At 42.6% G+C, this 22,487-nt stretch carries 18 protein-coding genes; 5 read left to right on the forward strand and 13 right to left on the reverse strand.

Annotated elements, in window-relative coordinates; translation table 11 throughout:
• Positions 1-46 precede the first annotated feature (46 nt).
• Complete coding sequence (locus tag J7384_RS02850) at positions 47-1,963, forward strand: methyl-accepting chemotaxis protein (RefSeq protein ID WP_209111150.1); 1,917 nt, start codon at positions 47-49, stop codon at positions 1,961-1,963.
• Here the strand turns inward: J7384_RS02850 and J7384_RS02855 are convergent.
• Positions 1,960-2,673, reverse strand: a complete 714-nt coding sequence (locus J7384_RS02855) for a hypothetical protein (protein WP_209111151.1) — start codon at positions 2,671-2,673, stop codon at positions 1,960-1,962. The genes J7384_RS02850 and J7384_RS02855 overlap by 4 nt on opposite strands.
• Before the next feature lie 447 nt (positions 2,674-3,120).
• Between J7384_RS02855 and J7384_RS02860 the strand changes: the two genes are divergently transcribed.
• From J7384_RS02860 to J7384_RS02870, 3 genes are all read left to right on the forward strand, one after another.
• The gene (locus J7384_RS02860; protein ID WP_209111153.1) at positions 3,121-4,005 is read left to right on the forward strand and encodes a LysR family transcriptional regulator; all 885 of its coding nucleotides are present in this window, start codon (positions 3,121-3,123) and stop codon (positions 4,003-4,005) included.
• 142 nt (positions 4,006-4,147) lie between these two features.
• Entirely contained in the window at positions 4,148-4,660 is a 513-nt protein-coding gene (locus J7384_RS02865) for a hypothetical protein (RefSeq protein WP_209111155.1), read from the forward strand.
• A 171-nt stretch (positions 4,661-4,831) separates the two neighbouring features.
• Positions 4,832-5,557, forward strand: a complete 726-nt coding sequence (locus tag J7384_RS02870; RefSeq protein WP_209111157.1) for a YebC/PmpR family DNA-binding transcriptional regulator — start codon at positions 4,832-4,834, stop codon at positions 5,555-5,557.
• 132 nt (positions 5,558-5,689) lie between these two features.
• On the opposite strand, the gene parC is transcribed toward J7384_RS02870, so the two are convergent.
• The 3 genes from parC to J7384_RS02885 form a co-directional block, all read right to left on the reverse strand.
• Positions 5,690-7,978, reverse strand: coding sequence for a DNA topoisomerase IV subunit A (gene parC / locus J7384_RS02875; RefSeq protein ID WP_209111159.1), 2,289 nt, complete (start codon positions 7,976-7,978; stop codon positions 5,690-5,692).
• Between the two features lie 136 nt (positions 7,979-8,114).
• The gene (locus J7384_RS02880) at positions 8,115-9,470 is read right to left on the reverse strand and encodes a GGDEF domain-containing protein (RefSeq protein WP_209111161.1); all 1,356 of its coding nucleotides are present in this window, start codon (positions 9,468-9,470) and stop codon (positions 8,115-8,117) included.
• On the reverse strand, positions 9,463-11,316 hold the full coding sequence (locus J7384_RS02885; protein WP_209111163.1) for a tetratricopeptide repeat-containing diguanylate cyclase: 1,854 nt from the start codon (positions 11,314-11,316) through the stop codon (positions 9,463-9,465). The genes J7384_RS02880 and J7384_RS02885 overlap by 8 nt, the downstream gene beginning before the upstream one ends.
• 524 nt (positions 11,317-11,840) lie before the next feature.
• Between J7384_RS02885 and J7384_RS02890 the strand changes: the two genes are divergently transcribed.
• Positions 11,841-13,727: a methyl-accepting chemotaxis protein gene (locus J7384_RS02890; protein WP_209111165.1), complete on the forward strand. Its 1,887-nt coding sequence runs from the start codon at positions 11,841-11,843 to the stop codon at positions 13,725-13,727.
• Between the two features lie 30 nt (positions 13,728-13,757).
• Here J7384_RS02890 and J7384_RS02895 read toward each other — a convergent pair whose 3' ends face one another.
• The 9 genes from J7384_RS02895 to J7384_RS02935 form a co-directional block, all read right to left on the reverse strand.
• Positions 13,758-14,246 carry a VOC family protein gene (locus J7384_RS02895; protein WP_247741574.1) on the reverse strand — a complete coding sequence of 163 codons (489 nt, stop codon included), beginning with the start codon at positions 14,244-14,246 and terminating at the stop codon, positions 13,758-13,760.
• Between the two features lie 11 nt (positions 14,247-14,257).
• Positions 14,258-14,641, reverse strand: a complete 384-nt coding sequence (gene acpS / locus J7384_RS02900; protein ID WP_209111166.1) for a holo-ACP synthase — start codon at positions 14,639-14,641, stop codon at positions 14,258-14,260.
• A gap of 20 nt (positions 14,642-14,661) precedes the next feature.
• A complete protein-coding gene (gene pdxJ, locus J7384_RS02905; RefSeq protein ID WP_209111168.1) occupies positions 14,662-15,405 on the reverse strand; it encodes a pyridoxine 5'-phosphate synthase in 744 nt (247 codons plus the stop codon).
• Between the two features lie 67 nt (positions 15,406-15,472).
• Positions 15,473-16,225 carry a DNA repair protein RecO gene (recO, locus tag J7384_RS02910; protein WP_209111170.1) on the reverse strand — a complete coding sequence of 251 codons (753 nt, stop codon included), beginning with the start codon at positions 16,223-16,225 and terminating at the stop codon, positions 15,473-15,475.
• A gap of 39 nt (positions 16,226-16,264) precedes the next feature.
• Positions 16,265-17,209, reverse strand: a complete 945-nt coding sequence (gene era, locus J7384_RS02915) for a GTPase Era (RefSeq protein ID WP_209111172.1) — start codon at positions 17,207-17,209, stop codon at positions 16,265-16,267.
• A complete protein-coding gene (gene rnc / locus J7384_RS02920) occupies positions 17,199-17,918 on the reverse strand; it encodes a ribonuclease III (RefSeq protein ID WP_247741575.1) in 720 nt (239 codons plus the stop codon). The genes era and rnc overlap by 11 nt, the downstream gene beginning before the upstream one ends.
• On the reverse strand, positions 17,915-18,853 hold the full coding sequence (gene lepB / locus J7384_RS02925) for a signal peptidase I (RefSeq protein WP_209111174.1): 939 nt from the start codon (positions 18,851-18,853) through the stop codon (positions 17,915-17,917). Before lepB ends, rnc begins: the two co-directional genes overlap by 4 nt.
• A 26-nt stretch (positions 18,854-18,879) precedes the next feature.
• The gene (gene lepA, locus J7384_RS02930) at positions 18,880-20,670 is read right to left on the reverse strand and encodes a translation elongation factor 4 (RefSeq protein ID WP_209111181.1); all 1,791 of its coding nucleotides are present in this window, start codon (positions 20,668-20,670) and stop codon (positions 18,880-18,882) included.
• 309 nt (positions 20,671-20,979) lie between these two features.
• Positions 20,980-22,455 carry a polysaccharide lyase 6 family protein gene (locus J7384_RS02935; protein WP_209111183.1) on the reverse strand — a complete coding sequence of 492 codons (1,476 nt, stop codon included), beginning with the start codon at positions 22,453-22,455 and terminating at the stop codon, positions 20,980-20,982.
• Positions 22,456-22,487 lie beyond the last annotated feature (32 nt).

Here is a 22,487-nt window from a genome sequence, read left to right on the forward strand (position 1 = left end):
CATTGCGCTTATAATTGCGCTTCAATCGGATGACGATCAAACAAAGATGCCAAACCTATCTATTAAGCAAAAAGTTACTCTCGCCTTAATTCTATTTGTTTTACTCACTGCAAGCCTGCTAGGAGTTATCGGCCAATGGAGTGCCCGCACAATTATCCAAGATCGCATGCTTAACCAAGAGTTGCCAAACACCGTTAAACAAATCAATTTGAGAATAGACAAAGAAATCACCGAGATGAGCACCATAGCTCAGCAAATTGCCTATGACCCGTTTATCCTTCAATGGTTTGCCAATGGTAGATCTCAACAAGGTGAAACCATATTAGTAGAAAAGTTACGCACTACAGCTCAACGTTATGGCCTGAGCGCAACATCGTTTGCAGATCGTCAGTCAGGGCACTATTGGAATCAAGATGGTTACTTGCGTCAATTGCAAAACAACGATATCGACGGCTGGTTTTATGCTTATCGCGACAGCGGTAAACAAAGCTCGGTCAGCATTTACGCCTACCCCAATTCCGACAAAATAGATTTGTTTGTTAACTACCAGCAACCCCAAGGTAATGGCTTGGCTGGTACTGCTAAATCATTTGAAGACATCGTTAACTTACTTAACAGTTTTAAGCTTGAACAATCCGGCTTTGTCTATTTGGTTGATCAACAAGGTGTGATTCAACTACATAAAAACAAAGCGTTGATTGGTCGTTCGATTAACGATATTTATGCTAATAGCGTCGCCAACAATCTACTCACTAAGCAACAATTTAGCTTAGCAAAAGCTAGCGTTGAACAAACCGAAATGTTTGTTGCTGCCAGCTACATCAACAGTGCCAATTGGTATGTTATTGCTCAAGTGCCTGAGAGAGAAGTCTTTGCATCTCTCAATAAAACCACTACTAATATGATTATTTGGTCGTTAGTTGTCACGCTGATCGCAGTAGTTGTCGCATTATTTATTGCTCAATCTATTACCAAACCAATCAACTCACTAGCCGATTTATTCCAACAGCTCGGGCAAGGTAACGCGGACATATCGTACCGCATTCCGGAAACCGGCCAAAAAGAGTTAATTAGTGTTGCTCATGGCTACAATCAGTTTATTGATAAGCTTGAAGATATCTTTAAACAGGTGGTGCAGACAACGTTAACACTGCGTCGAACCGCTGAACAGTTGCGCACTAAAGCCGATGAAACCATGGTTAGCTCAGAACACAACGACGAAAGCACTCACCATATTTCTAACGCGCTTAGTCAAATCAGTGAAACTGTGTCTGACGTTGCCCAAAATGCTATTCAAGCGTCAGATATTGCGCTAAATATAAAAGATAACGGCAGTTCAATTAGCCAAGTTATTCATACTGCACAAGTCGATGTTGAGCACTTAGTGACAAAAATAGACGACGTCTCTCAAGTAATCAGTTCACTAGCAACGAACAGTGAAACCATTGCAACAGCATTAGGGGTTATTCAATCGATTTCTGATCAAACTAACTTACTCGCACTAAACGCGGCAATTGAAGCAGCTAGAGCTGGTGAACACGGAAGAGGCTTCTCAGTTGTTGCTGACGAAGTTCGCTCATTGGCCAGCCAAACAGCGCAATCAACAACAGAAATTCAAGCGATAATGACAACGCTAAAATCAACATCGGCGGCCGCTAGTGATGAAATCGCTCAAATTATTGCTCAGTCACAAGAAACGACAGCCTCTATCAGTAAAGCAGAACAAATTCTGACAACAAGTGAAACGCTGACTAACCAAATTTCAGACTCTAACCGACTAGTCGCAACGGCAACTGAAGAGCAAGCACTAACGATTGGTGAAATTAATACTAGTATGTCGGATATCAGCGCCAGTGCTCAAATCAACATGCGCAATGTTCAAGCGATCGCTGATAATGCCGACAATCTCAATCAGTTGGCCGAAAACTTAGAGCACTTAGTCATTCAGTTTAAAGGAAGTTAGCTGAGCGATATGTCTAAATAACGGTTAACTTTTGCATTGGTCAAACGCTGAGGTGATAGTTTGTCTATCACTTCTAGCGAGCGTCCAAGATTGGTTAAGCTGGCACGATCATCAATAGGGATTTTGTTAAACGCACTGCTGTCAATCACTTCTCTGAGTGTAGTAATTGATTGATTAATCAAATTTTTAAAGTTGTCTTGCTTTTTAGCTTGCTCAACATCCGCCAAAATAACTTTTGCTTGCTGCAAAGCCTCAGTTAACTTTTCAACTGTTTTGCTGCCCGCCTTGTCTTGCTTGTCGTTATCTTTACCTTTATCGTCTTTTTCTGATTTTTTCAGACGAGCACTAAAATCATCGATAAAGTCGACTAGTTTAGTGGTTTCGGTTTTAGCTGACGGCTGCTGGTCAAGTGACTTGCCCGACAACCTCGAATAGTCTTCTTTTGATATCAAGCCAAACTCATAGACGCGCTCTACCAACTTGTTAACATCGGTATTGGTTAAGCTACCGCCGCGAAAAAATTCAATATTTAGCAGGCTAATTCGCTGAGCACGAGACGATAAAAATACATTGCTGTTTTTTATCTCCGGTGCTTTGCCTTCTTTTTTCACTTTGTTTTCATTGTGCTCATCGATGATATTTTGCACTTTCGAACTAACGCCGGTATTACTGGCTGAGAAGTTGCCGTACCCATTAATACTGTTAACCACTTCAGTCACTTACAAATAATTGACACTTGCTGTGACATAGCAGTTTTTAGACCATAGTTTGGTGATGTTTAAACGATGCGTTAATTAAATTCACCTATCGGCTGATTTCTTCTCGTTTGTCGACTAGGGCAGTTAACGATATCCTGGTTTTGTTTTCGAAATCTCCCCCGATTTTGAATTGTATCTCGACTCTTTATTGTTGTCTGGGCACTAACTTTTAGTGCCCTTTTTTTTGCCCGCTAATTGTTGGCTTTGCACAAAACCACACCTTAGCCAAACGCACCAAATAGGTGCAAGTGTTAAATTACCAAGCACTTCTCTCGTAGTAAGCAACTGACCAAATAAAACAAAAACAATAAAAAACAATATCTTAAAACCAACCTAAAACTTGGTTTGGCAATTGCTGAGATAACTCAATAGTCACCAGTATTTTTATTCGATTTAATTATGGCAATTCAAACACCTATCCGAGGCCTGCGCTCGTTCTGCATTGCAGCAAAATGCTTAAGTTTTAAACACGCTGCTAGCCAGCTCTTTTTAACCCCTTCTGCCGTTAGTCATCAAATCAAACAACTTGAACAACAACTCGGCACCGCCTTATTCAAACGCAATACCCGAGCAATTGAGCTAACGACGGCGGGCAAGAACTTTTACCAAGCTGTTTACCCTATTGTCACAGAGCTTGAAAACACCATTGCCGACTTTACTAATAGCCAACAAAACAAAACCATCACAGTCAGCCTGCCGGAGTTCTTTGCCAGTGAAATATTCGTGCCGCAACTGAGCGAATGGGCTGAACTTAACCCTGATATCAACTTGCAACTCGATACCGTAAAAAGTAGTAATCAAACCACCACCAATCCAGATTTGTCGATTGTGTTGGCCAGTGGTAAGCCCAATAACTCCATCGTTCATGAATTATTTCCGGTCAGATACATCCCTGCATGTAATAAACGTATCTACAAAAAGTGGGCAAGTAGTGGTTACGACGCCTTGAAATCGGTACCGTTAATCTTGCACCAATCGCGCCCTTGGTCTTGGCACAAGTGGGCTGACCAATGTGACGTACCAAATTTTGACCCCAAACAAATAATTCAATTCGATAGTATGTTTGGCGTTGCCAGAGCCGCTCAGCAAGGCATGGGCATTGCGTTAGTGCCAATGCCGATAAGTAAAGCTTGGTTTAGCGAAGAGCTGCTAGTCAAACTATTTGACGACGAACTCATCACCAAGGACCGCTATTACCTCATTCAACACCAAAATATCGACGGTGCCGACGAACTGACAAAGTTTGCCAACTGGGTCAACAATAAGTTCTCCGACTTGAGATAACCAAAGCACATCTCCTCTGGTAGCCGACAAGTGACAAAAATTCACTTATCGGCTGCTTTTTTATCGTTTGTCGCAAATAGCCCTGACGAATAAAGTAAGTCCAGAAACTTAATTACCAACTGAATTACTTTAGGAGACACTTATGCCAACGACATCGACATTAACAAAAAAACTAATCGCGACATTTTTGTTAATTACATCAGGAACCGCAATCGCAGCACCTACAGACAAATTTACCATTGCCGTTATTGAAGGCTCAGCAGGTAGTAAACTGATTAAATCAGGCCAACTTCAAGCAAATGTAAAACAGCTTGATACTTTAAGCGCTGAGCCTAACAAATTGTTTGAACAGTATATGAGCTTATGCGCGGTAAATATTAAGGTCAAAGCCCTTGATGCTGCTAAACAAACTTGTAGCGAGGCCATTGAGTTATCTAAGCACGTTGAGGCACGCGATGAGCTAATCGCCTATACATACAACAACTTAGCGATTGCTAAAGTATTAGCTAGCGATCACCAAGGCGCTTATAACGACTTTAATAGTGCACTTTCGTTTGAGCACAACAAAATCATCAACAAAAACCTCTCTAAATTGGTTCGTGAACACAGTGAACTAAGTACAACTGAAACTGATAATTTATCCGTTGCTGAATAATAATAAAGTTGGCACTCCTCACTCTATTTTTAGCTTGGTCAACGGCAAAAATAGAGTGGCCATCCCCTTTCTGTTCACTCAGCAAATTGCCACTAGTCAAGCTCCGCCATTAACGTTAAAATCTAGCCGTTTTACATATTCAAGTACGAATTAAATAAAAGAGATTTTCCTATGGGCAGAGCTTTCCAAAACCGAAAAGAATCAATGGCCAAAACCGCCGGCCAAAAAACCAAAGTTTATTCAAAATACGGCAAAGCAATATACGCAGTTGCTAAAAGTGGTGGTGTTGATCCAGACGGTAACTTAGCGCTGCGCAGCCTCATCGACAAAGCGAAAAAAGATCAAGTGCCTACTCACGTTATCGATAAAGCGATTGATAAAGCTAAAGGTACCGGTGGTGAAGATTACGCAGAAGCGCGTTACGAAGGCTTTGGCCCGGGCAACTGTATGGTAATCATCGACTGTTTAACCGACAACGGTAACCGCACCATCAAAGATGTCCGTCAATGTTTTACCAAAACCAACTCAAAAATTGGTTCAACGGGTACTGTTTCACACATGTTTGATCACCAAGCAGTATTCGCTTTTAAAGGTGAAGACGATGAAACCGTATTAGAAAACCTGATGATGGCTGACATTGACGTAACTGACGTTGAACTAGAAGACGGCATTATTACCGTGTACGCGCCACATACTGAGTTCTTCAAAATTAAAACCGAATTTGCCAACAGCATGCCTGAGTTTGATTTAGAAGTAGAAGAAATTACCTGGGTACCACAAACTTACACTGAAGTAAGCGGTGAAGATGACGTAGCAAACTTCGACAAGTTTATCGCCATGTTGGAAGACTGCGAAGACGTTCAAAACGTTTACCACAACGCTGACGTTCTTAGATAAAACACATCAAACGTCCAGGTAAAATTAAACTAGTCTCGGTATGACATAGTTTCTACTATACCACCGATATAAAAGGCTAAAACAAAAACGCCACTTAATCTTAAGTGGCGTTTTTTATTGAGTAAAATGCGCTTACTCTTTATCAGTTTGCTCGGCTACTACTGATTCAGCCTGTTCAACTTCAATTCGGTCAACGCGTTGTAAGCCTCTAGGTAGCTTGTTGCCACGTCGGCCACGTTCACCTCGATAGTGTTCGATATCACTCGCTTTTAAGGTTAATTTGCGTTTACCTGCATGCAAGGTAACAGCGTCTTGGCCTGAAATCACCGCAATCAACTTAACGTATTCTTCACGGGCTTTGGCACGAGCGGCAGGAATATTGATCATCTTATTGCCCTTACCTTTGCTCAGCACAGGCAAGTCTTGCAAAGGAAAGACCAGCATTCGCCCTTCTGTGGTTATCGATAATACTAAGTCCTTAGCTAAATCGTTTACCGCAATCGGCGACATCACTTTGGCATTAGCTGGCAAGCTCAGTAGTGCTTTACCATTTTTATTGCGGCTGACCATATCGGCAAAGTTACCAACAAAGCCATAGCCAGCATCAGAGCTTAGCAAGTACTTGGTTTCGTCATCTGCCATTAGTGCTTGCTCAAAGGTTTCGCCGGCAACGAGATTGAATCGACCTGTCAGAGGCTCCCCTTGACTGCGGGCGGTTGGCAAGCTGTGCGCGTCGGTGGCAAAGGCTCGACCTGATGAATCAATCAAGACCACAGGTCGATTACTGCGACCTTTTGCCGAACACAAATAACTGTCGCCAGCCTTGTAGTTCATCGCTTGTGGATCAATATCGTGGCCTTTGGCACAACGCGCCCAACCTTTTTCAGAGACAACTACTGTCACCGCTTCGCTTGGTACTAAGTCTTTCTCTGACAATGCTTTGGCTTCACCGCGTTCAACCAGTTTGGATCGGCGATCGTCACCGTATTGCTCAGCTGCTGCCAATATCTCTTTTTTCAAAAGCGTATTCATGCGCGCTTTTGAATTCAGCGTTTTCTCAAGTGTTTCGCGCTCTTTGTTGAGCTCGTCTTGTTCGCCGCGAATTTTGATTTCTTCAAGTTTGGCAAGTTGGCGAAGTTTGATCTCCAAAATCGCTTCCGCTTGTCGCTCAGACAGTGAAAACCTTGACATTAACTCCGCTTTTGGATCGTCGTAGTTGCGAATAATTTCAATAACTTCGTCGATATTTAAATAGGCAATTAGCAAACCGTCTAAAATGTGCAGTCGAGCCAGTACCTTGTCGAGTCGGTACTGTAAACGGCGAGTCACGGTTGCTCGGCGGAATACCAGCCACTCGCTTAAAATGTCTTTGAGATTTTTAACCGCTGGGCGATTATCAAGGCCAATCATGTTGAGATTAACCCGGAAGTTCTTCTCTAGATCTGTGGTCGCAAATAAATGCTGCATTAACTGTTCGACATCAACGCGATTTGACCTTGGCACGACGACAATGCGTATTGGGTTTTCGTGGTCAGATTCATCGCGTAAATCGACCACCATAGGGAGCTTTTTCGCCTGCATTTGACTGGCAATTTGCTCGAGAATTTTTGCGCCAGACGCTTGGTGTGGCAGAGCAGTAATTACGATTTCACCGTGCTCTTGCTCGTAAACCGCACGCATTTTTATACTACCCCGGCCGGTTTGATAAATCTTTTCGATATCCCCCTTAGGCGTAATAATTTCAGCGTCGGTCGGATAATCTGGGCCTTGCACATGTTCAAGGACATCAGCCAACTCAGCTTTTGGCTGTTCAATTAAATGAACACAAGCATTGGCGACTTCCCTAACGTTGTGTGGCGGGATATCCGTCGCCATACCTACGGCAATACCGGTAATACCATTGAGTAAAATATGTGGTAATCGCGCTGCTAGCGTTTGCGGCTCTTTCATGGTGCCGTCAAAGTTTGGCTGCCAGTCAACCGTGCCCTGACCGAGTTCAGAGAGTAAGACTTCGCTGAATTTAGACAAGCGCGCTTCGGTATAACGCATCGCAGCAAACGATTTAGGATCGTCTGGCGCGCCCCAGTTACCTTGGCCATCCACTAACGGGTAGCGATAAGAAAATGGTTGAGCCATCAGCACCATAGCTTCGTAACAAGCGGAATCGCCATGGGGATGGAACTTACCTAAAACGTCACCAACAGTACGGGCAGATTTTTTATATTTAGCCGCTGCCGACAGGCCGAGTTCAGACATCGCATAAACAATACGACGTTGCACTGGTTTCAAGCCGTCGCCAATATGCGGCAGTGCTCGATCCATAATGACATACATTGAGTAGTTTAAGTACGCGTCTTCGGTAAAGCGCCTTAAGGGAAGTTGTTCAATACCATCTTGGGTGTAATCAAGGACGTCTGACATGAATTTGGTTTCCTAACAATACAATTGGCTTATGCAATAAGCCTTGCTGCTAGCTTAGCGGATATTGATTGTAGAAAAAACTAGGAATAATCAGAAATATAGATTTATTTGCGGTTTTGTCTTTAGTTAGCAGATATTAGCGGCGATTGGCTAATACGTGCTCCCGATTCGGTAAGCTATCAGTACCAGAAGACATCAAATCTGAAAAGCAGCACACTTTGTTGCCACCGAGTTGTTTAGCCCGATACATTGATACATCTGCGGCGCTGACCAAGCTATCGAAGGAAGCTTGCTCTTGGTTTTGTTCAATTTGTGCTAATTCTGCAACGCCAAAACTCGCTTTGACCGATAGTTTTTGCCCTTGAAATTGGTAATCGTGCTCGGCAATTTTTTCACGCAAGCGCTCGGCAATCGCTTTCGCCTGCTCGATACCAATGACGGGTAACACCGCAATAAATTCTTCGCCGCCAATGCGAGCCAATAAATCGCGAGTGCGCATCACTTCGTTAGCTAAATCAGCTACGGTCCGCAAAACTAAATCACCAGCATCGTGACCGTAGTCATCGTTAATTTGTTTGAAATTATCAAGATCAAATAACAAACAACTGAGTGGATTACTTTGCTCGCGATGCTTTTGCAGCGCTCGTTCACCATAGTCAAAAAGTGCGCTGCGATTGAACAACCCAGTTAAACTATCGGTTTTCTCTAATACCGCGAGCTTTCTGCGCAAGCGCAATTGACGAATAATCAGCAATACGAATACGATAAGCCCGACCACTAAAATCACGGTTTTATAGTGACGAGCATCTTGCTCTTGGCGCAGCGACTCAATTTTTAGTGCTTCAAGCTCAGTGGCATCATCGAGCAATTGGTTTTGCTTTTGCTTGATGGTCATTTGATATTTTTCATCAAGCGCCGCTATTTTGCTTTTTTGCGCTTGCTTACTGTCTATTTTAAAGTATTGGTAGTATTTATCTTCCGCTAGGTAGGCGCGCTTAAAGTCGAGTAACTCTGTAGCAGCATTTGCCCAAGTGCGATAAAAATAGTAAAACTCAGGTCTCGCTAATTGCTGTTCAGCAATTTGATCTTGATACTCCAAGGCTCTTTTAAACAACTGGCCAGAAATCTGATAGCGTTGCTCTTGATACGCTATTGTCGCCCTAACACTGTAAAATAAAAACTGCTCTGCGGCATTAAAACCATCAGACAAACTAACCAATTTAGCACTCAGCTCCTTTGCCTGCGTCAGATCTGTTACTCGCCCTTTGTTTGTTAGCGCGACGTAACGTTTAACCATAGGAGCAATAGTGACAACTTCCGGCTTCTTCTCTTGCGGCTCTTTTAAAGCAATAGATAAACCAGCTTGCGGTATTGGCGAGTTGCTGTTTGAAGATTCAGCAATTTGCAGATTGTTGTCCTGAACTTGCCACGCGATTGCTGTACCAGTAAAAATTGCGAAGCAAAAAACGATTAAAAATATCCTGCTATTCATAGCAAACTCCATTTTTTCCCGCGCGTTTTGCTTCAAATAGACGTTCATCAGCAAGTTTTAATAACTGATTAAATTCGAGCTTAGGTTGTCTTTCAACAGATGAGTAACTGACCACACCAATGCTCACAGTGCGCTTGCCCAGAGCAGATAGGGCTTGTTGTAGGCGCTTAACCACGTCACCGGCTTGCTGACCAGAAGTTTTAGGCAATACTGCGAGAAATTCTTCATTGCCGTAGCGACCAAAGCTGTCAGCCTGACGAAGGCTCGATTTCAACTGCTTAGCAAGTGTCTTTAGCAGCTTATCTGCAGCTCTGTGGCCGAGCTCTTCACTGACAGCTTTAAAGTCGTCGACATCGATCACCAGTAATGTTAAATCTTGCTGGTTTTGCTGAGCATAGAGATAAGCTTGCTTCGCTAACTTTAATATAAAATTGCGATTAGGTACGCCAGTTAAGATATCCGTTTGATTAATTTTCAGTAGCGTTTTGTGGCTATAAACCAGTTTTACTAGCAACCAAGCGAGCAGCGACACTGCAATTAAAATAAGCAATAAGTAGTAGCGACTATTACTGGCTTGTTGCTCCGTATTAGCGAGTAATGTTTCTTGTAATAGTTTTTTGCTTTGCAATATTTCGTTTGTCAGATCGACTTGCTGAGTTTCGTATTTTAATCGCAATTCAGCAATTGCCGAGCTATTCAATTTGTCGCTGTAACTCTGATACAAATCGTTGTATGCGCGATTGGCGAGATAAGCTTGCTGATAGTTTTCTAGCGCAAAATTAATTTTTGCTTTTAATCGCAAGGCATCAAATTGGAAGTTAACGACGAACTCTTTTTGGGTTTTGGCCAACAGGCGCTCGAGTTCGGTAACCACTCCTAAAGCGTGCTGATAACGCTCTAGTTTTATTAAAATATAAGCTTTATCTATCGCTAAGCGAATCGGGTTTTGGTAGTGATCTAAATGAGTTAAATAAGGCTCAGCTTTTAATAAATACTCATAAGCTGCTTCTGGGTTATCATCCTCTTTTTGTTCATAGACCGATGATATAGCCAAGTAAGTGTAAAAAATTAAGCTATAAGCTTCAATCTCTTCAGCTTCGGCTACCACTTGGTGCAGTCGCTTTACCGCAAGGTCGTACTGCTCTTGCCTGATTAAACTAATGGATAAATTGTATAAACTGTTACTCGCACTTAACTTCTGCTCCGCAAGTAAATAATAATCGTAGGAGCGCTGAAAGTAATATTGAGCCTGTTCATTTTGATTGAGTTTTACATAGAGGTTACCCAACTCATTATTGACATAACCTCGCATTTCATCGTCGAGTTGATCGGTAATTTTTAGCGCTTCATTTAACATAACCAACGACTGTTCAAATTTATCAGTTAAGTAATAAAGTGCGCCCAAATTAATTAAACTGTTGGCGATGGATTTATTGGCATTGAGTGATTGGGCAACGCCTAACGCGTGTTTGTAATCTTTAACTGCCGATGAATAATCACCTAAACTCTCATGGGCAAAGCCACGAAAATTAAACAGTTGCGCGATAAGTATATTTGGCCTTTTTAATTTGTCCGCGAGTTCAATACCGCGCTCAGCACTTGCTAGTGAACTTTCAAATTGAAAGTTACTGGCGTGAACTTCCGCTAATAGCTTGTAGTAATACATTTGCTCAGCGAGTGGCTGACCAGCGATGCGATAACTAAGCTCTGTTAATTGTTCAAGTGCCGCTTTGGGATCAGAAGAGGCTATTAGGTCTACTTTTTCGAGTGCCTTTTGAAAAGCTGACGAAGGCGAAACCTCATTAATATTACTATTTTGAGCAAAAATATAACAAGGTGTTAACAAAACTAGGCAAGAAGATAAGTAAATGAATGTTAAAACAAAAAATTTACTTATTGAGGTCAAAGTCACTACCGAAAAAACATAATATCGAGCCAGTATATGCTGATAGATTGATTAATGACAAGAGCTAGTCCGATTAAAAATCAAGAAAAATCAACCAAGTGGTCAACCTGCGAAAAACAGATTTAAATAAGTGAATACACACTTACCTACTAGAAACTATATAATCAATCGTTAATTCAACAATAGCTAGTGTTCTAAGATCAATACATATCACTAGTTAAAAAACCAAACCGCTTTGGCCTTTTTAATCCGCCCCGTTGTTCGACCAAAGTGTACTTGTCAAAAGGCAACTATACTAATAGTCTAAAATCAGTCACTGCAAATACTTAAAACACAGATAACAATGAATTGGCATTGACCACAGCATTTTTACACACTAATTATCAACGCTTGGTTTTATTACAAAAAACTAACGAAAAAATATTTTTAGCTTTGGCAAACGCTTATTTGTCTTCGGGGAAAGCATGGGAAAAAGTAATTTTAAACTTCAACTTATCGGCTCACTGAGCTTGATCATTGTCATTATTATCTCAGCGTTGATCGCCTTGTCTTACAGTGCTTTTAAGAGTGAGAGCGTCACGCTAAACAAAGCTATTTTGAAAGGCCAAAACGAAACTATCGAGGCTGGTCTCATCGAAAAACTGCAAGCTTATAAAAACGAAATTTCGACCGTAGATATCACCGAACAAGACGTCTTAGAGCAAGGGCTGTCTGAGCTCGCTATCGTCAAGTTGAACGCCCTCTATCTCACACAAAAAAGCGTTACCGATGGCATCTATTTGTTTAGAGACAACGGTGATATTTACGACGTTAGAGGCACACTGCAAAATTTCAACGTAAAGCAATTAAACCGTGGCTATTTTAATGCCATTTTTAGAAACAACGAACAGTTTTACATTTCACCTCATTTCAAATCGGCTGTCTCTGGCAAAGAAGTTTTGGGAATGGCCTATCGCATTAACGACACGTTTGCGGTCTTATCCAATCTAAAATTGGAGCAAGTACTCGGCAGTGCCGCCGACCGAGACAATATGTTTATCTATACCCGTGAAGATACCATCATTGCCTCACCTTACCCCGAACTCGTTGGCCAAAACATGTTTGAACAGAGACCTGCATACAGAGCGTTCGGCAATAACAGTGATATTGTCTCCTATCAAGCTGATGTTAGAGGCCAAAAGACAAGCTTTACTGCCTTTGGCAGCCGTTTAGATATCAACGGCTGGACACTGGTATCTTTTGTCAAAAACGCTGATATCGAGCAAGGAGCAGACAGTCAATTGATGTCTTCTCTCGCTATCGGTCTTGTTTCACTCGCGGTAGCTATCGCAATTCTACTGATATTGATCCAAAAACTGGTATTAACACCACTTGGCGGTGAACCAAAAGAAATCGAAGCATTAATGGAAAGTATGGCGCAAGGCAAGCTCAACCAAAGCCTGACCAAAACAGGCTCAGAGACGGGTATTTACAAATCTTTGGTCAATTTATCCGAGCAACTGTCGCAGTTAATCAAAAAGTCTCACTCGATAGCCGAAAACGTTGCTGCCGCTTCTGAACAGCTTTCCCATTCTATGACTGAAACACTGTCCAATGCCGAGCAGGAAATGTCGCAGGTCGAACAAATTTCAACCGCGATTAATGAGTTATCATCAACCTCGATCGAAATGAGTGACAAAGCGGTTGTCGCCGAACAACGAACGAGTGAGGCTCAGCAGCACGTCACCACAGGTAAAGAAAAATTAGAAGAAAACATTAATCTGTCTAACAACATTAATGCTTCAGTCGATGAAACCGCGCAAACACTGCGAGTGCTGGAAGAGTTTGCAGTTGAAATCGGGAGTGTTACTGACGTGATTAATGGTATTTCTGAGCAAATTAATTTGTTAGCGCTCAATGCTGCCATTGAGGCGGCGCGCGCCGGCGATCACGGTCGAGGTTTTGCAGTGGTTGCCGACGAAGTGCGCAACCTTGCATCGAAAACCCAAGAATCAACGGTAAGTATTCAAACTATTATCGAAAAACTGCAAGCGCAATCGCGCAGTGCCAACAAAAATATGGAGCAAAATGTTCACTTAATTGAAGAATCGGTGGTGCTTGGCGAACAAATCAAATTGGTCTTTGAGGATATTTCAGTCGCGGTAGAGTCTATTTCAGAAATGAATGCATTAGTCGCAACTGCTTCGCAAGAGCAACATACCGTCACTGAAGACACTTCGCGAAATACCACACAAGCGTTCGATTTAGTCAAACAAAACGTTTCATCGGTCAATCAAAGCTTACACGCATCAAATGAATTGGCTGAGCTCTCTGTCGCACAAAAAGACGAGCTTGCTTACTTCAAGGTATAATTGTTAAACAAGCAACAAAATTGGGCGCTCTCACTTTAGCGCCCAATAGCTCGCCTCTATTTTATGACCCATCAAATCAACGACAAAGCAACCGTAAAATGGCTCTCCGTATTCAGGCCTAGGCCCAGGAGCGCCGTTACATTGAGCACCGAGTTCTAGCGCTTTTCGATAAAAATCATCTACTTGGCGTTTACTGGTCGCGACAAAACCAAAATGAACACCATTAGCGACACCAGCACTTTGTTTGTCATACGGAATTTGTAACCAAAATTCTGGATAGCCTTTGCCAAATGCAGCGGCATGCTCGTAGTCACAGACTTGATCAATATCGAGGGTCGCCAAAAGCGCTTTGTAAAACGCTTTATCACGTGCTAAATCATTAGTGCCAATGGAGGCATGACATATACTGCGTGTGATTCTCTGTTCGGTCGGAGAAAATTCGTTGGCAGAAATAGGCTGGTTCACAGCCTCTACCTGCTCACTTACTTGAGTTGTTTGTTTCATTTTGTTTTCAAACATTAGACGCTGCCCTATGCCTTAGACAAAACGACAAAAGCGGTGGCGTATTGGCGCTCGTCTGACAGCGAAATATGCCATTGATTGGCGCCAAGTGCTTGTGCTAACTCTAATGCTCGTTCGCTGAGTTCAAGCTCGGGTTTACCCGAGCTATGGGCGCTAATTTCAATATGTTGAAATGAAACGCCATCGGCAATACCCGTCCCCAGTGCTTTGGCCGCAGCTTCTTTACCAGCCCAGCGCTTTGCTAAAAAGGCGGCTGGCGCTTTTAACGAGGCCATTCTTTGCAACTCGTTTGGGGTTAATACTCGCTCGGCAAGTCGCATGAAAACTGGCTCAGCCATTGCAGTTAAACGCTCAATTTCAACAATATCAGTGCCAATACCGATAACAGACATCAATACCCCCAGTTAGCTGATTAGCTTAGCGAGCTGGCACGAGCATCAAGCATCAACTGCTTCATATCACGCACCGCTTTTTCTAAACCGTCAATGGCTGCACGGGCAATAATGGCGTGACCAATATTAAGCTCAATAATCTCAGGAATTGCCGCGATTGGTTTAACATTAAAATAGTGTAAGCCGTGGCCAGCATTAACTTTTAAACCCAAACTGGCGGCGTACTTAACACCTTCAGTCAGCTTAAGAAGCTCGGCCGCTTGTTCTTGCTCACTGGTTGCTTCAGCATAATGTCCGGTGTGAATTTCAATATAAGGCGCATTACTGGCAGCAGCAGCGTCAATTTGCGCTTTGTCAGCATCAATGAACAAGCTCGTCGCGATACCTTGCGCTGATAATCTTGCGACTGCATCAGTGATCTTATCCAGCTGACCCGCGACATCTAAACCACCCTCGGTAGTTAGCTCTTCACGCTTTTCTGGTACTAAACAGACAAATGCTGGTTTGATGCGACAGGCAATGGTTAACATTTCCTCGGTTACCGCCATTTCAAAATTCATTCGCGTTTGCAGTGTGTGCTGTAACAACTCGATATCGCGGTCTTGAATATGGCGGCGATCTTCGCGCAAATGCACGGTAATACCGTCAGCACCAGCGTGCTCGGCAACAGCGGCTGCATGAACAGGATCAGGGTAAGTAGTGCCGCGTGCTTGACGCAATGTAGCAATGTGATCGACGTTAACGCCTAATAAAATCTCTGACATTGTTTTTCCCATTTATTGAAAAATAGCTCAATAACAAATAAATAAAACGAACTCTTATCAACTTACGCTAATAAGATTTAAAAAGTTTACGACTATGCAGTTCTTGACCACCTAACAACTCATTCAGGCAGACCCGCATCAATTGTTTAAAACAAGCCATCACTTCAGTGTAGTTGTAACTGCCTTGAGCAATTGCCAATAATAAATCTTTGCGATAATAAGGCTTGCCCTTAGCGACAGGTGTTGCTTGATAAAGCATAGCATCGCTGTAAGTCTCAACACCAATGAAACCGTGTTCGAGCGTGAAATAAAAGTAATCTTCGTCACTGCTGTGCAGTGCATCAAAATCAAACGCCAAGCCTAATTCTTCAAGCAATACCAGTTCGTATTGCCTCAGTGCTAATTCTAACTGAGCTTGATCGATATTTTGTAAACTACTGGCGTCTTTTTGCAGTTGTAATAGTAGATGTAGGCTATCTTGATAATGTTGAAAAAGTGTTGAGCACGGCACCAGTTCTGGCAACAAACGTTGGCTAATTTCGTTAAGGTACAGGGCACTATACAAAATAGTGCCTTGATAGTGATAACTACTGCCAATCGCTTCCACCGTGCTCAATTGTTTTAGCGCATTGCGCCCTTTGTATTGAACACTCAGCGGTAAAAACGGTTGCAGCAAGGCTTTTTTGTTGGACTTGCCAGAATGGCTGACATAAACAACAGCGCCAACCTTGCCTTCGTCTTGAGTTAACAAGTCAACGAGAAACTGATTTTCTCGATAAGGGCGACGATGTAACAAAAACGCGGTTTGTTCAGTTTGCATCTTGTCCTCAAGACTAGGGTAAAACTCGACTAGTTGGCATCAGCCCGAATAATCGTCGCCATAGCCCAAGCTGCGCAATGCTCGCTCATCATCTGCCCAGCCCGATTTCACCTTAACCCAAGTTTCGAGAAAAACCTGCTGGCCAAACAGGGTTTCCATATCGCGGCGCGCTTCTTGGCCAATGGTTTTCAAGCGCTCGCCTTTATTGCCAATCACCATGCGCTTTTGGCTATTGCGCTCGACTAACACCAATGCATTAATATGCAAAATACCTTGTTGATCTTGCTTAAACTGCTCAATTTCAACTGTCGTTGAATAAGGTAATTCATCACCGGTAAAGCGCATTAATTTCTCGCGCATAATTTCAGACGCCATAAAGCGGCTTGAGCGGTCGGTGATATAGTCTTCAGGGAACCAAAAGTCTCCTTCTGGTAGTGCATCTAAACACAGTTGTTTGATCTTCTCGACGTTGTCGCCCTTTTTCGCAGACATCGGCAAAATATCTTTAAAGTCGTATTGCTCCGCCAACATTTGCAAATGCGGTAACAAGGCTTCTTTGTCTTGGACATTGTCAACTTTGTTAACCGCTAAAATACAAGGCGCACCGCTTTGTTGAATTTTCTTCAGCACTAATTGGTCGTCTTCGGTCCAGTGAGTGCCCTCTACCAAAAAGACAATTAACTCAACTTCAGCGATTGAACTTGACGCCGCGCGGTTCATTAAACGGTTAATCGCACGCTTTTCGTCAACGTGTAATCCCGGAGTATCAACTAATACCGCCTGATGACTCTCTTCTGTTAAGATACCAAGAATACGGTGACGAGTGGTTTGTGGCTTCTTAGAGGTAATTGATATCTTTTGCCCTAAAATGGCGTTGAGTAAGGTCGACTTACCAACGTTAGGACGACCAACAATGGCAACTAAACCACAGTGTTGAGCGTCGCCGTCAACATCGTCGTAATGCTCAATAGGATCATTTGCCATGGTTTACTCCATTATTAGAGATCAGATCTAAAATTTGAGCAGCCGCGGCTTGCTCTGCCTTGCGTCTGCTGGTGCCTTTGCTAATTACTGATTCACTGACCGCTTCGGTAGTACATTTAACCGTGAATTGTTGATTGTGTGACTTGCCTTGTAAGTCAATAACTTCATACGTTGGCAATGGAATTTTGCGACCTTGTAGGTATTCTTGCAAACGAGTTTTAGGATCTTTCTGGGCGCTACCCGGCTCAATATTGGCCAAGCGATTAGCGAACCAATTAAGCACTAATTGCTTACAAGTATTCAGATCTGAGTCAAGATAAACCGCGCCGATGATCGCTTCAATGGCATCTTCTAAAATTGATTCGCGGCGATGACCGCCACTTTTTAACTCGCCTGGCCCCAAAACTAAATATTGGCCTAATTCAAAATCTCGTCCGAGTTCGGCTAAGGTCACCCCTTTTACTAAACTCGAACGCATGCGGGTTAGCTCTCCCTCACTTTGTTTGGGAAATTTATCATAGAGCGCTTCGGCAATAACAAAGCCGAGAATCGAGTCACCTAAAAACTCTAGGCGCTCGTTGTGTTTGCCTTTGGCACTGCGATGAGTCAGTGCCTGTAACAATAAATCAGCATTGTTAAACTGGTAGCCTAGGCGCTTGGTTAGACGCGCCAAAGACTGCGGGTTATTCTTAATATTGTTCACGCTCAAGTAAGACCACCTAAACGCTCAAAACGGATACCAGTCGGTACCCAAGTTGGCAACCAATCATCAGCACTGCGTTCAAAATCGAAACTCATCCAAATAAAGACAGCTTCACCGACTAAGTTTTCTTCTTTCACAAAGCCCCAAAAACGGCTATCTGTACTGTTATCTCGGTTATCACCCATAACAAAGTACTGACCTTCAGGTACGACAAACTCATTGCGTTGTGTACCTGATTGATAACAAAGATTATTGTCTGCTAGATAACAGAAAGCTTGCACGTTATCTGATTTGGCGTGGTCGATAAGAATATCGTGCTCACGACCTAGCATTGACGACTTGTAGTGAGCCACTTTTGCTGGGCCATCGACAAACTCACCTTGCCACTCAGTCAGTACTTTTTCAAAATCAGGGCACTGGGTATCGCTGTCTTGACATTTTGGCTTGATGTAAACACTTTTGTTTTGATAAACGACAGTGTCACCAGGTACGCCAATCACGCGTTTAATGTAATCGATGCGTTGATCAATTGGGTATTTGAAAACAACAATATCACCGCGCTCAGGCTCACCAATTTCAATGAATTTTTTGCGGGCAACCGGATCGCGTAAACCGTAGTTATACTTATTAACCAGAATAAAGTCGCCGTCGAGTAAGGTTGGCATCATCGAACCCGATGGAATTTGAAACGGCTCATATAAAAACGAGCGCAACACCAAGACAAAGGCAATAACTGGGAAAATTTGCACACCAGCATCAACCAAGGTCGAAGGTTCAGTAATGGTTTGAATGGTATCTGCATCCAACTCACCTTCACACTGGGCTTGCGCATTGGCCAATTTAAGCTGACGTTGTGGCGCGAGATAAAACTTATCCGCTAACCAAATAACGCCCGAAACTAGCGTCACTACCACTAAAATAATCGAAAAATAAGCTGCCATAATAATCCTATAGGTTAACGCGCTGGCTAGTTATCGAGTTTCAAAACGGCTAAGAAGGCTTCTTGTGGCACTTCAACATTGCCGACCTGCTTCATGCGTTTCTTACCTTCTTTTTGTTTTTGGAGAAGTTTCTTCTTACGACTGACGTCACCACCGTAACACTTAGCTGTTACGTTCTTACGCATTTGCTTAACCGTAGTACGGGCAATCACGTTATTGCCAATTGCCGCTTGAATTGCAATATCAAACATTTGACGGTGAATAAGCTCTTTGAGCTTTTCAACCAACATACGACCACGCCCTACTGAGTTGCTGCGGTGAGTAATCATCGCTAACGCATCAACGCGATCGCCATTGATCATGACATCAACGCGAACCATGTCTGCCGCTTCAAAGCGAGCAAAGTGATAGTCAAGCGAGGCGTAACCGCGACTGGTCGACTTGAGCTTATCGAAGAAGTCCATCACCACTTCGGCCATCGGTAATTCGTAAACAACCGCAACTTGGTTACCGTGATAAACAATGTCTTTTTGCACGCCGCGCTTTTCAATACACAAGGTAATAACGTTACCCAAATGCTCTTGAGGAACTAAAATATTCGCTTGCACGATTGGCTCGCGAATTTCAGCAATATTGTTAACCGCAGGCAATTCACTTGGGTTGTCAATCGACAACACTTCACCATTGGTGCAAGCAACTTCGTAGTTTACGGTTGGCGCTGTCGTCACTAAGTCCAAGTCATATTCACGGGCTAAGCGCTCTTGAATAATTTCCATGTGCAGCATGCCAAGGAAACCAACGCGGAAACCAAAGCCTAATGCCGATGAGTTTTCTGGTTCGAAAAACAGAGACGCATCGTTCAAACTCAATTTATTCAAGGCATCGCGGAAGCTCTCGTAATCGTCAGAGCTAATTGGGAAAATACCAGCGTAAACTTGTGGCTGCACCTTTTTGAAACCCGCTAGCGGTTGTTCGGCTTCTTTTTTGGCGATAGTAATGGTATCACCCACTGGTGCGCCGTGAATTTCTTTAATACCCGCGATAATAAACCCTACTTCGCCAGTTTTTAAAATATCTGTGTCGACTTGCTTAGGCGTGAAAATACCAACTTTATCAATGATGTGAGTTTGTCCGGTTGACATCACCAACATCTTGTCGCCCTTTTTCACTTCACCATTCATGATTCGAACCAGTGAAACAACGCCTTGATAGTTATCAAACCAAGAGTCGATAATCAGGGCTTGTAAATTAGCGTCAGGCTCACCGACCGGGGCAGGAACATTGTGAACTATAGTTTCAAGCACATCTTCAATACCTAAGCCTGTTTTTGCTGAACAAGGCACAGCACCGGTTGCGTCGATACCAATAATGTCTTCAATTTCTTCACAAACGCGATCAGGGTCCGCTTGAGGTAAATCGATTTTATTGAGAATTGGCAGTACTTCTAAATCCATTTCAATCGCGGTGTAACAGTTGGCAACAGTTTGCGCTTCAACACCTTGACCTGCATCAACAACCAACAAGGCACCTTCACACGAGGCTAATGAACGCGATACTTCATAAGAAAAGTCAACGTGACCTGGTGTGTCGATAAAGTTAAGTTGGTATGTCTCGCCGTCTTTCGCTTTGTAATCTAAGGTCACACTTTGCGCTTTAATAGTAATACCACGCTCGCGCTCTAAGTCCATTGAATCAAGAACTTGCGCTTCCATCTCGCGATCAGACAAACCACCACAATGCTGAATTAAACGATCAGAAAGCGTTGATTTACCGTGGTCAATATGGGCAATAATGGAGAAATTTCGGATGTGTTTCATATATAAAAAAGATTCTCAGTTTTCTACAGCTAAGAGCAATCAACAACTGTCAGCAAACCACTGAAAACGAATTAATCTTAAATACCGCATTCAATGATCAATAAAATAATAAAAATTGTCGGCATTATAAGATAAAAGATGGGGGAATGCTTGCTTTTGTTTGTTGCAAAACGATACAAAAAGAAGGGTAAAAAAAGTAAAAGGCGGATAGCCCAAACAAGTATCCGCCACTAAACTTGAGCTTTAGAAGCTATAAACAATTAGAGTAACGGACAAGTTACTCAAGCGTTGTAAAGCATAGCGATGTCTTTACCAAGTTACGCCAACGTCGGATTTAGTCAATGGTCGCAGTACTTGACCATCACTGTCAGTTGGCAAAATAAAGCCAGAGTGCTGAACTTGCGATAATCTGGTTTTAAATTGCTTATACTCGCCCCAACTCGATTTAAATAGCTTCATTTCAGTAATGTATTGAGATAAATCTTGATAGTTATTCCGAGCAGCTGTTGTTGGAATACGAACACCTTGGCTTAATTGAACTCTCATGACGGCAGGCTCAAAACCCAACAGGCTGTCGTTGTCACTAATTTTTGCAACATAGTTTTCAGCAAATCGGTGGCTCGATTGCGATTGCGCTTGATCAAGCGCTTTTTCGGCTCTGAAAATATGATTATTGGCAATCGTTAAGTTTTCGGGCAAGGTTGTTCGGTTTTTGCTGTCGTTAACATCATACTGGCTGCCAATATAAACAGCACTATATCTAGATTTAAAAAACGTATTGTTCAACAAGAAAGCGTTTTGAGTTTTAGGGTAATGGTAAGGATTCAAACCTTTAGCGGCGCGATTTGAATCCGGCGTTGTCGTTGATGCGCCAAAAGCGACAGTGGCATAGTCTTTATCTGCTGCTGTCGGCTTCATGTTGTAAAAATAGTTGTTAAAAACCACGTGATCTTCACCGCGAATAAAAACCCCCGTTTGCTTGGTTTGACCATTGCCTAAAAAGTAATTATCAATGACCAAGTTACGTTTACCTTGGCGCAAGCTCAAATGTCCCCTTGAGTTTAAAAAAGTATTGTTTCTAAAGATATTTTCACTACTTTTTATCGATACTATTTCAGCTTCACCGTTTTGATTATCAAAGACATTGTGTTCAAAAATGGTCCGAGATTTATAATTGTGCATACTGCCATGACCAACACGAGCAGCTGAGCCACCATTGCTGCCCAATAACGGTCGAGTAAAGTAATTGTAATCAACTAAATGATAAGACGGCTTCCCTTTAGCTATGTCAATATTGATATAACTACCAACACTGCGTTTACCGGAAAACTCGTTGTGATCTATTCGATTGTATTGACCTTTTAGTTTAATCCAAGCGCCATCTTGGTTATCAAAATCATCAAACTTATTATTAGTAATGCGATTGCGCTTGCCTGCCACGGTAATCAAATCACCTTTGGCATTGGTTCGCGTGCCGTATTTAAACGCAATCCCCGAAAGTTCAAAATATCGGCCTGAGAGAGTAATATCAACGTCACCTGTAAACTCAACTTGGCCGGGATTTGAAGCAACAACAATAATACCTTTGCCAGCACTGCAATTTTTTGAACTCTCAAACTTAACATCAGCATAGCGACCATTATTAAGTACAACACTATCACCACAATTTGCGATATTTAGCGTTTCAATCAGAGTTGCGGTGTCTTCGACAAAAAAATCTCCGGCATAGCTCGACGTAGCGATAAATGAAAAAAATAAACTAAAAAGTAGTGGACGAGTTTTCATAACCAATGAGTACCTTGTATCGTTAGCTGTTG

This window comes from Endozoicomonas sp. G2_1 (assembly GCF_017744155.1).
In the GTDB taxonomy this organism is placed as follows: domain Bacteria; phylum Pseudomonadota; class Gammaproteobacteria; order Enterobacterales; family Alteromonadaceae; genus JAGHQT01.

Coding starts and splice junctions, on each gene's coding strand:
- parC (WP_209111159.1), bottom strand. CDS start 7,978: ATGTCAGACGTCCTTGATTACACCCAAGATGGTATTGAACAACTTCCC.
- J7384_RS02860 (WP_209111153.1), top strand. CDS start 3,121: ATGGCAATTCAAACACCTATCCGAGGCCTGCGCTCGTTCTGCATTGCA.
- J7384_RS02870 (WP_209111157.1), top strand. CDS start 4,832: ATGGGCAGAGCTTTCCAAAACCGAAAAGAATCAATGGCCAAAACCGCC.
- era (WP_209111172.1), bottom strand. CDS start 17,209: ATGGCAAATGATCCTATTGAGCATTACGACGATGTTGACGGCGACGCT.
- J7384_RS02935 (WP_209111183.1), bottom strand. CDS start 22,455: ATGAAAACTCGTCCACTACTTTTTAGTTTATTTTTTTCATTTATCGCT.
- J7384_RS02880 (WP_209111161.1), bottom strand. CDS start 9,470: ATGAATAGCAGGATATTTTTAATCGTTTTTTGCTTCGCAATTTTTACT.
- lepA (WP_209111181.1), bottom strand. CDS start 20,670: ATGAAACACATCCGAAATTTCTCCATTATTGCCCATATTGACCACGGT.
- acpS (WP_209111166.1), bottom strand. CDS start 14,641: ATGTCTGTTATCGGTATTGGCACTGATATTGTTGAAATTGAGCGTTTA.
- recO (WP_209111170.1), bottom strand. CDS start 16,225: ATGCAAACTGAACAAACCGCGTTTTTGTTACATCGTCGCCCTTATCGA.
- lepB (WP_209111174.1), bottom strand. CDS start 18,853: ATGGCAGCTTATTTTTCGATTATTTTAGTGGTAGTGACGCTAGTTTCG.
- J7384_RS02850 (WP_209111150.1), top strand. CDS start 47: ATGCCAAACCTATCTATTAAGCAAAAAGTTACTCTCGCCTTAATTCTA.
- J7384_RS02895 (WP_247741574.1), bottom strand. CDS start 14,246: ATGTTTGAAAACAAAATGAAACAAACAACTCAAGTAAGTGAGCAGGTA.
- J7384_RS02865 (WP_209111155.1), top strand. CDS start 4,148: ATGCCAACGACATCGACATTAACAAAAAAACTAATCGCGACATTTTTG.
- pdxJ (WP_209111168.1), bottom strand. CDS start 15,405: ATGTCAGAGATTTTATTAGGCGTTAACGTCGATCACATTGCTACATTG.
- J7384_RS02890 (WP_209111165.1), top strand. CDS start 11,841: ATGGGAAAAAGTAATTTTAAACTTCAACTTATCGGCTCACTGAGCTTG.